Genomic DNA, 12,381 nt, shown 5'->3' with positions numbered 1-12,381 from the left:
GCGGAGAGCCCCCACCCCGCCCCTTCCCGAAACCCTGCCGGGGGCTGGTGGGGTGAGCCTGGGGGCTGCGCCTCCGGCCACTCGCGGCAGCTTCGCGCCGCGGGGGCGGTAGCTTCGCACCGCCCGCACCACGCTGCCGGGTGCGGCCTGTGCGCGCGGCCGTGTGGAGAGCCCCCACCCCACCCCTTCCCGAAACCCTGCCGGGGGCTGGTGGGGGGTGCCCTGGGGCTGCGCCCCCGAACCCGGCCATACGCGGCAGCTTCGCGCCGCACGCACCAGGCACCTGCCTTGCGTCCGCCGCCCGCGTGGGCCGGGACCCGGCGCAGCCGTGCGGCCGCTTCGCGCCGTCCTACGTGGGCGCTGCCCCGTCGCCCCACGCCGTGCGGCCGCTTCGCGCCGCACGGCTGCGCCCCTGCGGGCCCGCGCCGCCACCCCTCCCCCCACCCACGCCGAAGGCCCCGTCCTCATCGGACGGGGCCTTCGATTCGTGCTGGGTGGTTCGCACACGCGTGGCGAACGCGCTCGCGTGCGAGACCGGGGGGCCGGGGCGGAGCGGGTGAGAGGGACCGCTGAGTCCGTACCGGCGGTTACATCAGAGCTCAGCCCTGCAGGGTGGCAACCTTGGTGGCCAGCGCCGACTTCTTGTTGGCGGCGGCGTTCTTGTGGATGACACCCTTCGAGACAGCCTTGTCGAGCGCACGGGTGGCCTCGCGAGCGGCCACAGTGGCCTTCTCGACGTCGCCACCGGCAGCGGCCTCGCGGGCCTTGCGGATCGCGGTCTTGAGCGAGGACTTGACGGCCTTGTTGCGCAGGCGCGCCTTCTCGTTCGTCTTGTTCCGCTTGATCTGGGACTTGATGTTCGCCACTGAAAGAGCCTTTACAGGTTCGATGTTTCCTCAGGATGCGTCCCGCAGCTGAGAGGGCATGCGAGACACAGCTGTCTACGGTATCAGGACGCCCCACGGCCGCCCAAACCGAGCGCTGCCCCGCAGGCGTGGGAGCATAGAGGCTACGTATCGATCCGAATCGTCCCGACGTCGAACCGAGCAGAGACGCCCGGCGCCTCAAGAATCAGGACCCTGCGTGCCCGCGACCCCTATCCACGTGCCCGAGCCGAGCCGTACCGCCCCGGCGCTGATCCGCAATTTCTGCATCATCGCGCACATCGACCACGGCAAGTCGACCCTTGCCGACCGGATGCTCCAGCTGACCGGTGTGGTCGAGCAGCGGCAGATGCGCGCTCAGTACCTCGACCGCATGGACATCGAGCGCGAGCGCGGCATCACGATCAAGTCCCAGGCCGTGCGTCTGCCGTGGGCCCCCACCGAGGGCCCCGACCAGGGCACGACGCACATCCTGAACATGATCGACACCCCCGGGCACGTCGACTTCACCTACGAGGTCTCCCGCTCCCTGGCCGCCTGTGAGGGCACGGTCCTGCTGGTCGACGCCGCACAGGGCATCGAGGCCCAGACGCTCGCGAACCTCTACCTGGCGATGGAGAACGACCTCACCATCGTCCCGGTGCTCAACAAGATCGACCTGCCGGCCGCCCAGCCCGAGAAGTTCTCCGAGGAGCTGGCCAACCTCATCGGCTGCCAGCCCGAGGACGTGCTCAAGGTCTCGGCGAAGACCGGTGTCGGCGTCGACGCCCTGCTGGACCGCGTGGTCCGGGACATCCCGGCCCCGGTCGGCGTCGCGGACGCACCCGCCCGCGCGATGATCTTCGACTCGGTCTACGACTCGTACCGCGGTGTCGTCACCTATGTGCGAGTGGTCGACGGCCAGCTCAACAAGCGCGAGCGCATCAAGATGATGTCGACCGGCGCCACCCACGAGCTCCTCGAGATCGGCGTCTCCTCCCCGGAGATGACTCCGTCCGACGGTCTCGGCGTCGGCGAGGTCGGCTACCTCATCACCGGTGTGAAGGACGTCCGCCAGTCCAAGGTCGGTGACACGATCACCTCCCTGAGCAAGGGCGCCACCGAGGCGCTCGGCGGCTACAAGGACCCGAAGCCGATGGTGTTCTCGGGCCTCTACCCGCTGGACGGCTCGGAGTACCCCGACCTCCGCGAGGCCCTCGACAAGCTCCAGCTCAACGACGCCGCGCTGGTGTACGAGCCGGAGACCTCCGCGGCCCTCGGCTTCGGCTTCCGCGTCGGTTTCCTGGGGCTCCTCCACCTCGACGTGATCCGCGAGCGGCTGGAGCGTGAGTTCGGGCTCGATCTGATCGCCACCGCGCCGAACGTGGTCTACCGCGTCGTCATGGAGGACGGTGCCGAGCACACGGTCACCAACCCGAGCGAGTTCCCCGAGGGCAAGATCAGCGACGTGTACGAGCCCGTCGTGCGCGCCACGATCCTCGCCCCGAGCGAGTTCATCGGCGCGATCATGGAGCTGTGCCAGACCCGCCGCGGCACGCTGCTCGGCATGGACTACCTCTCCGAGGACCGGGTCGAGATCCGCTACACCCTCCCCCTCGCCGAGATCGTCTTCGACTTCTTCGACCAGCTGAAGTCCAAGACGCGCGGCTACGCCTCCCTGGACTACGAGCCCACCGGCGAGCAGGCCTCCAGCCTGGTCAAGGTGGACATCCTGCTCCACGGCGACAAGGTCGACGCCTTCTCCGCCGTCACCCACAAGGACGCCGCGTACGCGTACGGCGTGCGGCTCGTGGCCAAGCTGCGCGAGCTCATCCCGCGGCAGGCCTTCGAGGTGCCGATCCAGGCGGCCATCGGCTCCAGGGTCATCGCCCGCGAGACCATCCGCGCCATCCGCAAGGACGTCCTCGCCAAGTGCTACGGCGGTGACATCTCCCGTAAGCGGAAGCTGCTGGAGAAGCAGAAGGAAGGCAAGAAGCGGATGAAGATGGTCGGCTCCGTGGAGGTCCCGCAGGAGGCCTTCATCGCCGTCCTGTCGAGCGACGACTCGGCGGGCGGCAAGACCAAGAAGTGATCGGCGGATGTCAGCCATATAGCCGCCACATGGCCGCCATGTAGCTGACGTCTACAGCTAACGGGCTCCCGCGCCTTCCGCGCGGGAGCCCGTTCGTTATGAACCGGGTATGAAGCGGCGGGGCGCAGGGCCTTACGCGGCGGTCTTCGGCCAACTACTCTGATCCCGGCTCGAAGGTTACTCGCCAGTTAAATACGCACCGCCAGAAGGCACCGCCGCCGCCCGGAGGACGTCGTGAGCGACACACAGACCCTGATCGAGAATCGGCCGCCCTCCGTGGCGACCCTCTTCCTTGAGCGCGTGGCGCAGACCCCGAATGCGGAGGCCTATCGCTACCCGGTTCCGGCAGCTTCCGGCCAGGGCCCGGACGACTGGAAGTCGCTCAGTTGGAGTCAGGCCGCCGAGCGGGTGTATGCCATCGCCGCCGGCCTGATCGATCTGGGCGTCCAGGCGGAGCAGCGGGTCGCGCTCGCCTCCGCCACTCGGGTGGAGTGGATCCTCGTCGACCTCGGCGTGATGTGCGCGGGCGCCGCCACGACCACCATCTACCCGCAGACCAACGCGGAGGAGTCGGCGTTCATCCTGTCCGACTCCGAGTCCAGGGTCCTCATCGCGGAGGACGCGACCCAGCTCGCCAAGGCCCGTGAGCGCCGTGCAGAGCTGCCCGACCTGCACCATGTCGTCGTCCTGGACGCGGCGGGGATCGAGGAGGGCGCCGAGGACGACCCGGAGGGCTGGGTCGTCACCCTCGCCGATCTGGAGGCGCGCGGAGCGGCGTACCTGGAGAAGCACCCCGAGGCCGTCAAGGAGCGCGTCGCGGCGATCACCGCCGAGCAGCTCGCCACGCTGATCTACACCTCCGGCACCACCGGCCGCCCCAAGGGCGTGCGCCTGCCGCACGACAACTGGTCGTACATGGCCAAGGCCATCGCCGGGACCGGCCTCATCAGCGCGGACGACGTCCAGTACCTGTGGCTGCCGCTCGCCCATGTCTTCGGCAAGGTGCTGACCTCCGGCCAGATCGAGGTCGGTCACGTCACCGCCGTCGACGGCCGGATCGACAAGATCATCGTGAACCTTCCGGTGGTCCAGCCGACCTACATGGCCGCCGTGCCGCGCATCTTCGAGAAGGTGTACAACGGCGTCGCCGCCAAGGCCCGCGAGGCCGGCGGGGCCAAGTACAAGATCTTCCAGTGGGCGGCCGAGGTGGCCCGCGAGTACGCCAAGGTCACCCAGGACAACTTCCGCCGCACCGGCACCGCCTCCGCGCCCTTCGCCCTCACCGCGCAGCACAAGATCGCCGACGCGCTGGTCTACAAGAAGCTCCGCGACGCCTTCGGCGGCCGGCTGCGCGCCGCGGTCTCCGGCTCCGTCGCCCTCGCGCCCGACATCGGCTACTTCTTCTCCGGCGCGGGCATCCACATCCTGGAGGGCTACGGCCTGACCGAGACCAGCGCGGCGAGCTTCGTCAACCCGGGCGAGGCGTACCGCACCGGCACGGTCGGCAAGCCGCTGCCCGGCTGCGAGGTCCGGATCGCCGACGACGGAGAGATCCTGCTGCGCGGCCCCGGCGTCATGGAGGGCTACCACGGCCTGCCCGAGAAGACCGCCGAGGTCCTGGAGTCGGACGGCTGGTTCCACACCGGCGACATCGGCGAGCTGTCCGCCGACGGCTACCTGCGGATCACCGACCGCAAGAAGGACCTGTTCAAGACCTCGGGCGGCAAGTACGTCGCACCGACCGAGATCGAGGGTCAGTTCAAGGCGGTCTGCCCGTTCGTCTCCAACATCGTGGTGCTCGGCGCGGACCGGAACTACTGCAGCGCGCTCATCGCGCTCGACGAGCCCGCCATCCTCGGCTGGGCGGCCGAGAACGGCCTCGGCGGCAAGTCGTACGCGGAGGTCGTCGGCTCGCCGCAGGCCGACGCGCTGATCCAGGGCTACGTCGAGCGGCTCAACGAGGGCCTGCAGCGCTGGCAGACGATCAAGAAGTTCCGTCTGCTGCCGCGCGACCTCGATGTCGAGCACGGCGAGCTCACGCCGAGCCTGAAGATGAAGCGGCCGGTCGTGGAGCGCACGTACAAGCACCTCATCGAGGAGATGTACGCGGGGGCGCGGGAGGCGTAGCGGCCGCGGTCTGTGGGGTTGTCCACAGATCGTTCTCCACAGGTTGAACGGTCACCTCGGGCGGTACGGGACAATGGGCTCATGCCTTCCGTACTGCCCGATGGTGAGCCCATGCCCGAAGACGGGGCGCTGCCCGCGCACGCCCTGCGAGGGACGGGGGAGCGACCGCTCGGGTTCTATCTGCACGTGCCGTACTGCGCCACGCGGTGCGGCTACTGCGACTTCAACACGTACACCGCGAGCGAGCTGCGTGGCACCGGGGGCGTGCTCGCCTCCCGGGACAACTACGCCGAGCAGGTCGTCGAGGAGATACGGCTCGCCCGGAAGGTGCTCGGCGACGACCCGCGGCCGGTGCGGACGGTGTTCGTCGGCGGCGGCACGCCGACGCTGCTCGCCGCCGGCGATCTCGTACGGATGCTGGGGGCGATCCGGGACGAGTTCGGGCTGGCGGACGACGCCGAGGTGACGACGGAGGCGAACCCGGAGTCGGTCGACCCCGCCTACCTCGCCGAGCTGCGGGCCGGTGGCTTCAACCGGATCTCTTTCGGCATGCAGAGCGCCAGGCAGCACGTCCTGAAGGTCCTCGACCGCACGCACACGCCCGGGCGGCCCGAGGCATGCGTCGGGGAGGCGCGGGCGGCGGGCTTCGAGCACGTCAACCTGGATCTGATCTACGGCACGCCCGGGGAGTCCGACGAGGACTGGCGGGCGTCCCTGGAGGCGGCGATCGGGGCGGGCCCCGACCATGTCAGCGCGTACGCGCTGATCGTCGAGGAGGGCACGCAGCTGGCCCGCCGGATACGGCGCGGCGAGGTCCCGATGACGGACGACGACGTGCACGCGGACCGGTATCTGATGGCCGAGGACGTGCTGTCGAAGGCCGGCTTCGAGTGGTACGAGGTCTCCAACTGGGCCACCTCGCAGGCCGGGCGCTGCCTGCACAACGAGCTGTACTGGCGCGGCGCGGACTGGTGGGGCGCGGGGCCGGGGGCGCACAGCCACGTGGGCGGCGTGCGGTGGTGGAACGTCAAGCATCCCGGCGCGTATGCGGCGGCGCTGGCGGAGGGGCGGTCGCCGGGGGCGGGGCGGGAGGTTCTCGCGGCGGAGGACCGGCGGGTGGAGCGGATTCTCCTGGAGCTTCGGCTCCGGGAGGGGGTGGAGCTGTCGCTCTTGCGGGCGGCGGGGCTTGTGGCTGCCCGCAGGGCGCTCGACGACGGGCTTCTCGCGGCAGAGCCGTATGCCGCGGGGCGGGCGGTGTTGACGTTGCGGGGGCGGTTGCTTGCGGACGGGGTCGTCAGGGACCTGGTGGACTAGGGCCCCAGGCCCCAGGCCCCAGGGCCGCCGGCACGGCGTTACGACGGGGGCGTCGCTTGCGGCACCTGCTACTCCGGCGCCGTCACGAAGTCGATCAGTTCCTCCACGCGGCCCAGGAGCGACGGCTCCAAGTCCTTGTAGGTCGTCACCCTCGACAGGATGTGCTGCCAGGCCGCTCCGGTGTTCTCCGGCCAGCCGAGCGCACGGCAGACGCCCGTTTTCCAGTCCTGGCCCCGGGGGATCCGGGGCCAGGCGCCGATGCCCAGCGAGGAGGGTTTCACCGCCTCCCAGACGTCGATGTACGGGTGGCCCACCACCAGGACGTGGTCGCCCGTCACCGCGGACGCCAGGCGGGACTCCTTCGAGCCGGGGACCAGGTGGTCGACCAGGACGCCCAGGCGGGCGTCGGGGCCGGGGGCGAAGTCCGCGACGATGGCCGGCAGGTCGTCGACGCCCTCCAGGTACTCCACGACCACGCCCTCGATCCGCAGGTCGTCGCCCCAGACCTTCTCGACCAGCTCCGCGTCGTGCCGGCCCTCCACGTAGATCCGGCCCGCCCGCGCCACCCGCGCCCGCGCGCCCGGCACCGCGAGGGAGCCGGAGGCCGTACGGGTCGGGCGTACCGCAGCAGCCGCCGACGGGCGCACCAGCGTCACCACGCGGCCCTCCAGGAGGAAGCCGCGCGGCTCCATCGGGAACACGCGGTGCTTGCCGAAGCGGTCCTCCAGCGTGACCGTGCCCGCCTCGCAGCGGATCACCGCCCCGCAGAAGCCCGTCGAGACCTCCTCGACGACCAGGTCCACGTCGGCCGGGATCTCGGGCACGGGCGCGGAGCGCTTCCAGGGGGGCGTCAGGTCAGGGTTGTAGCTACGCATGGGGTCGTTTCCGTCCGGAGCGCGGTGGAGGTGGTTCTGCCGGGGGTTCGGGGTCGTCCCCCGGGAAAGCACAGTCAGGGGGGCGTCAGGTCGGGGTTGTAGCTGCGCATTCGCGTGACGCTACGTCACCTCGAAGCGCCGTGCCAGCTCTTCGCGCTGCGCCCGTACGAACGTCGCGTCCACCGTCGCCCCGTGGCCCGGTACGTACAGCGCGGACTCGCCGCCCAGGTCCAGGAGGCGGTCCAAGGCCGCCGGCCAGCGGGACGGGATCGCGTCGGGGCCCGCCTGCGGCTCGCCCGACTCCTCCGCGAGGTCGCCGCAGAAGACCACCTCCGGCTCGCCCGGGACCAGCAGCGCCAGGTCGTGGCCCGTGTGGCCGGGGCCGACGTTGGCCAGCAGGACCTGGCGGCCGCCCAGGTCCAGCGTCCACTCGCCCGACACCACGTGGTGCGGGGCCACCAGCACGTCCGCCGCCTCCGCCGCCTCGGCAGCGTCGAGCCCCTGCCGTACCGCGTCCATGCGCAGCGCCTCCCGCTCCCGGCCGTGCAGCAGCGTGTCCAGCCCGACCGCGCCGTACACCTCGACCCCGGAGAACGCCGCCGTGCCCAGCACATGGTCGAAATGCGGGTGGCTCAGTGCGATGTGCGTCACTTTTCGGCCGGTCATCGCCTGCACCTGGGCCCGTACCTCCGCGCCCTCCCGGAGCGAGGAGCCCGTGTCGTACAGCAGCACCGCCCGCTCGCCCAGAACGAGGCCCACAGTGGCGTCCCAGACCGGCAGCCGCCGCCGTCCCACCCCCTGCGCGAGCCGCTCCCAGCCGTACTCTTCCCAACCGACGTCCATACCGTGACGCTATCGGTCGGCGCACCGCCTCCTTGCCAGGAGCGTTGTCCGCCGCCGTACACTGGCCGGGGGTTTCCTGGCACTCGGGCAGGGCGAGTGCCAAACACGGATCAACCGGAACGACGACAGCTGGAGGTGTGCGCGATGCTCAGCGAACGCAGACTCGAAGTGCTGCGCGCCATCGTCCAGGACTACGTCGGGACGGAGGAGCCGGTCGGCTCCAAGGCGCTCACCGAGCGGCACAACCTCGGCGTCTCGCCTGCCACCGTGCGCAACGACATGGCCGTGCTGGAGGAGGAGGGCTTCATCGCCCAGCCGCACACCAGCGCCGGCCGCATCCCGACCGACAAGGGCTACCGGCTCTTCGTCGACCGGCTCGCCGGCGTCAAGCCGCTGTCGACGCCGGAGCGGCGCGCCATCCACAACTTCCTGGACGGCGCCGTCGACCTCGACGACGTCGTGGGCCGTACGGTCCGGCTGCTCGCGCAGCTGACCCGGCAGGTCGCGGTGGTGCAGTACCCCTCGCTGACCCGCTCGACGGTGCGGCACGTGGAGCTGCTGTCGCTGTCCCCCGCCCGGCTGATGCTCGTGCTGATCACGGACACCGGCCGGGTCGAGCAGCGGATGATCGACTGCCCCGCGCCGTTCGGCGAGACCTCGCTCGCGGATCTGCGGGCGCGGCTGAACAGCCGGGTCGTCGGCCGACGCTTCGCGGACGTGCCGCAGCTGGTGCAGGACCTGCCGGAGTCCTTCGAGACGGAGGACCGGGGCACGGTCTCGACGGTGCTCGCGACCCTGCTCGAAACCCTGGTGGAAGAGCACGAGGAACGGCTGATGATCGGCGGCACCGCCAATCTCACCCGCTTCGGGCACGACTTCCCTTTGACGATCCGGCCGGTGCTGGAGGCTCTCGAGGAGCAGGTCGTGCTCCTCAAGCTCCTCGGCGAGGCGAAGGATTCAGGCATGACCGTACGGATCGGGCACGAGAACGCCCATGAGGGCCTCACCTCCACGTCCGTCGTCGCGGTCGGCTACGGTTCGGGCGACGAGGCCGTCGCCAAACTCGGCGTGGTCGGACCGACCCGCATGGACTACCCCGGAACGATGGGAGCGGTACGCGCAGTGGCACGTTACGTCGGACAGATCCTGGCGGAGTCGTAAGTGGCCACGGACTACTACGCCGTACTCGGCGTGCGCCGCGACGCATCGCAGGACGAGATCAAGAAGGCGTTCCGGCGCCTCGCCCGCGAGCTTCACCCGGATGTGAATCCGGACCCGAAGACGCAGGAGCGCTTCAAGGAGATCAACGCCGCGTACGAGGTTCTCTCGGACCCGCAGAAGAAGCAGGTCTACGACCTCGGCGGCGACCCGCTGTCCGCCTCGGGCGGCGCGGGCGGGGCCGGCGGCTTCGGCGCGGGCGGCTTCGGGAACTTCTCGGACATCATGGACGCCTTCTTCGGCACGGCCTCGCAGCGCGGGCCGCGGTCGCGGACCCGGCGCGGCCAGGACGCGATGATCCGGCTGGAGGTCGAGCTCAACGAGGCGGCCTTCGGCACGACGAAGGACATCCAGGTCGACACGGCCGTCGTCTGTACGACCTGCTCGGGCGAGGGCGCGGCCCCCGGCACCTCGGCGCAGACGTGCGACATGTGCCGTGGGCGCGGTGAGGTCTCGCAGGTCACCCGGTCCTTCCTTGGCCAGGTCATGACCTCGCGGCCCTGCCCGCAGTGCCAGGGCTTCGGCACCGTGGTCCCGACCCCGTGCCCGGAGTGCGCGGGCGACGGGCGGGTCCGCTCGCGGCGGACGCTCACGGTCAAGATCCCGGCCGGCGTCGACAACGGCACCCGGATCCAGCTCGCGGGCGAGGGCGAGGTCGGCCCCGGCGGCGGGCCCGCCGGCGACCTGTACGTGGAGATCCACGAGCTGCCGCACTCGACCTTCCAGCGGCGCGGCGACGACCTGCACTGCACGGTGACCATCCCGATGACGGCGGGCGCGCTCGGCACGAAGGTGCCGCTGGAGACGCTCGACGGGATCGAGGAGGTCGACATCCGCCCGGGCACGCAGTCCGGCCAGTCGATCCCGCTGCACGGCCGCGGCGTCACGCATCTGCGCGGCGGCGGCCGGGGCGACCTGATCGTCCACGTCGAGGTCCAGACCCCGTCGAAGCTGGACCCGGAGCAGGAGCGCCTCCTGCGCGAACTGGCCAAGCTGCGCGGCGAGGAGCGCCCGACGGGGCAGTTCCAGCCGGGGCAGCAGGGGCTGTTCTCGCGGCTGAAGGATGCGTTCAACGGCCGTTAGGCCCGCACGGATCGGCCTGTAGGTCGGTACGGACTCAGGAGGGGGCGCTGCGCTTGCGGCGCCCCCTTCGCCGTCGTTTCGGGCGTGCGGCCGGGTCATGACACGATGGCCGCATGTCCTCCGCGTTGAACGATCTCTGCCGATACCCCATCGTGCAGGCGCCCATGGCGGGCGGCGGCTCGTGCCCGCAGTTGGTCGGGGCCGTGTGCGAGGCCGGGGGGCTGGGGTTCCTGGCGGCGGGGTACAAGACCGCCGGCGGGATGTACCAGGAGATCAAGCAGGTCCGCGGGCTCACCGGGCAGCCGTTCGGGGTCAACCTGTTCATGCCGCAGACCGGGCAGACCGCCGACGCCGGCGCCATAGAGGTGTACCGGCACCAGCTCGCCGGCGAGGCCACCTGGTACGAGACCGAGCTCGGCGACGCCGACAACGGGCGGGACGACGGGTACGAGGCCAAGCTGGCCATCCTCGTCGACGACCCCGTCCCCGTCGTCTCGTTCACCTTCGGCTGCCCCACCCGCGACACCCTCGACGCCCTCGCCCGTGTCGGCACGTTCACCGTCGTCACCGTCACCTCCGCCGAGGAGGCCCGGGCCGCGCAGTGGGCCGGGGCGGACGCCGTGTGCGTGCAGGGCGTGGAGGCCGGCGGGCACCAGGGGACCCACCGGGACGACCTCGAGTCCGACGGTGCGGGCCTCGGGCTGCTCGCGCTGGTCACCCAGGTCCGGGAGAGCGTCCAGCTGCCGATCATCGCCACCGGCGGCCTGATGCGCGGCGGCCAGATCGCCGCCGTGCTCGCCGCCGGCGCCGACGCCGCGCAGCTCGGCACCGCGTTCCTGGTCTCCCCGGAGTCCGGCGCGCACCTGCTGCACAAGCAGGCCATGACCAACCCGCTGTTCGTCCGCACCGAGCTGACCCGGGCCTTCTCCGGCCGCCCCGCCCGCGGCCTGGTCAACCGCTTCATGCGCGAGCACGGCCCGTACGCCCCCGCCGCCTACCCCGAGGTCCACCACCTCACCACGCCGCTGCGCAAGGCCGCGGCCACCGCCGGCGACGCCCAGGGCATGGCCCTGTGGGCCGGCCAGGGCCACCGCATGGCCCGCGAGCTGCCCGCCGGACAGCTCGTCGAGGTGCTGGCCGCCGAACTCGACACCGCACTCACCGCGCTGGCCCACAGGAGCGCCTCATGACCGCACCCGTCTTCGTCGTCGACGCCGTCCCCGGCACCGGGACGTTCCTCCTCGACGGGCCCGAGGGCCGGCACGCGGTCTCCGTGAAGCGGCTGCGCGGCGGCGAGGACGTCGTGCTCACCGACGGCCGCGGCAACTGGGCGGACTGCACCGTGCTCGCCGCCGAGGGCAAGGACCAGCTGACCGTCCAGGTCTCCGGCACGTACGAGGACCCCGCGCCCGCCCCCCGGATCACCGTCGTCCAGGCGCTGCCCAAGGGCGACCGGGGCGAGCTCGCCGTCGAGATCATGACGGAGACCGGCGTGGACGCGATCGTGCCGTGGGCCGCCTCCCGCTGCATCACCCAGTGGAAGGGCGACCGTGGGCTCAAGGCCCTCGGCAAGTGGCGGGGCACGGCCCGCGAGGCCGGCAAGCAGTCGCGCCGCACCCGGTTCCCCGAGGTCGCGGACGCGATGACGACCAAGCAGGTCGCCGCGCTCCTCGCCGACGCGGACTTCGCGGCCGTGCTGCACGAGGACCGGGACCACCCCAGCGGCGCGCTCGCCACCGCCGAACTCCCCGTCGAGGGCGAGATCGTGCTGGTCGTCGGGCCCGAAGGGGGCGTCTCGCCCGAGGAGTTGGCGGCCTTCGAGGAGGCGGGCGCGAAGCCGTACCGGCTCGGCTCCAGCGTGCTGCGCACCTCCACCGCCGGGACCGCCGCGACCGCGCTGCTTCTGGGCCGCACGGGCCGCTGGTCCTAGTACCGGCCCTTAGGGCCTGTCCTAGTACGGCTGGGG

The 12,381-nt window shown here is 71.4% G+C and carries 10 protein-coding genes; 7 read left to right on the top strand and 3 right to left on the bottom strand.

Annotated features, from left to right (window positions below):
• Window positions 1–599 precede the first annotated feature (599 nt).
• Window positions 600–866 carry a 30S ribosomal protein S20 gene (gene rpsT, locus VIU94_RS34395; protein ID WP_331917687.1) on the bottom strand — a complete coding sequence of 89 codons (267 nt, stop codon included), beginning with the start codon at window positions 864–866 and terminating at the stop codon, window positions 600–602.
• A 217-nt stretch (window positions 867–1,083) separates the two neighbouring features.
• Between rpsT and lepA the strand changes: the two genes are divergently transcribed.
• The 3 genes from lepA (at window position 1,084) to hemW (ending at window position 6,396) form a co-directional block, all read left to right on the top strand.
• On the top strand, window positions 1,084–2,955 hold the full coding sequence (gene lepA, locus VIU94_RS34390; protein ID WP_331917685.1) for a translation elongation factor 4: 1,872 nt from the start codon (window positions 1,084–1,086) through the stop codon (window positions 2,953–2,955).
• Between the two features lie 234 nt (window positions 2,956–3,189).
• Window positions 3,190–5,082 (top strand): AMP-dependent synthetase/ligase, encoded by a 1,893-nt coding sequence (locus VIU94_RS34385; RefSeq protein WP_331917683.1) that lies wholly within the window; start codon window positions 3,190–3,192, stop codon window positions 5,080–5,082.
• Between the two features lie 81 nt (window positions 5,083–5,163).
• Entirely contained in the window at window positions 5,164–6,396 is a 1,233-nt protein-coding gene (gene hemW, locus VIU94_RS34380; protein ID WP_331917681.1) for a radical SAM family heme chaperone HemW, read from the top strand.
• A 68-nt stretch (window positions 6,397–6,464) separates the two neighbouring features.
• Here hemW and VIU94_RS34375 read toward each other — a convergent pair whose 3' ends face one another.
• Both VIU94_RS34375 and VIU94_RS34370 read right to left on the bottom strand, forming a co-directional pair.
• The gene (locus VIU94_RS34375) at window positions 6,465–7,271 is read right to left on the bottom strand and encodes a DUF3097 domain-containing protein (protein WP_331917679.1); all 807 of its coding nucleotides are present in this window, start codon (window positions 7,269–7,271) and stop codon (window positions 6,465–6,467) included.
• Between the two features lie 120 nt (window positions 7,272–7,391).
• Entirely contained in the window at window positions 7,392–8,114 is a 723-nt protein-coding gene (locus VIU94_RS34370; protein WP_331917677.1) for an MBL fold metallo-hydrolase, read from the bottom strand.
• A 144-nt stretch (window positions 8,115–8,258) separates the two neighbouring features.
• Here VIU94_RS34370 and hrcA point away from each other — a divergent pair, with 144 nt between their 5' ends.
• From hrcA to VIU94_RS34350, 4 genes are all read left to right on the top strand, one after another.
• A complete protein-coding gene (hrcA, locus tag VIU94_RS34365) occupies window positions 8,259–9,275 on the top strand; it encodes a heat-inducible transcriptional repressor HrcA (RefSeq protein ID WP_331917675.1) in 1,017 nt (338 codons plus the stop codon).
• A complete protein-coding gene (gene dnaJ / locus VIU94_RS34360; RefSeq protein WP_331917673.1) occupies window positions 9,276–10,415 on the top strand; it encodes a molecular chaperone DnaJ in 1,140 nt (379 codons plus the stop codon).
• Between the two features lie 113 nt (window positions 10,416–10,528).
• Complete coding sequence (locus tag VIU94_RS34355; protein WP_331917671.1) at window positions 10,529–11,605, top strand: nitronate monooxygenase; 1,077 nt, start codon at window positions 10,529–10,531, stop codon at window positions 11,603–11,605.
• A complete protein-coding gene (locus VIU94_RS34350) occupies window positions 11,602–12,345 on the top strand; it encodes a 16S rRNA (uracil(1498)-N(3))-methyltransferase (RefSeq protein ID WP_331917669.1) in 744 nt (247 codons plus the stop codon). Before VIU94_RS34355 ends, VIU94_RS34350 begins: the two co-directional genes overlap by 4 nt.
• Window positions 12,346–12,381 lie beyond the last annotated feature (36 nt).

The organism is Streptomyces sp. (assembly GCF_036566765.1).
Lineage (GTDB): Bacteria > Actinomycetota > Actinomycetes > Streptomycetales > Streptomycetaceae > Streptomyces.
This window is presented reverse-complemented; position numbering and strand designations above follow the sequence as displayed.

Bases quoted from the DNA above. Each gene is read 5' to 3' on its own strand.
- VIU94_RS34350 (WP_331917669.1), top strand. From the start codon at position 11,602: ATGACCGCACCCGTCTTCGTCGTCGACGCCGTCCCCGGCACCGGGACG.
- VIU94_RS34370 (WP_331917677.1), bottom strand. From the start codon at position 8,114: ATGGACGTCGGTTGGGAAGAGTACGGCTGGGAGCGGCTCGCGCAGGGG.
- VIU94_RS34375 (WP_331917679.1), bottom strand. From the start codon at position 7,271: ATGCGTAGCTACAACCCTGACCTGACGCCCCCCTGGAAGCGCTCCGCG.
- hrcA (WP_331917675.1), top strand. From the start codon at position 8,259: ATGCTCAGCGAACGCAGACTCGAAGTGCTGCGCGCCATCGTCCAGGAC.
- VIU94_RS34355 (WP_331917671.1), top strand. From the start codon at position 10,529: ATGTCCTCCGCGTTGAACGATCTCTGCCGATACCCCATCGTGCAGGCG.
- hemW (WP_331917681.1), top strand. From the start codon at position 5,164: ATGCCTTCCGTACTGCCCGATGGTGAGCCCATGCCCGAAGACGGGGCG.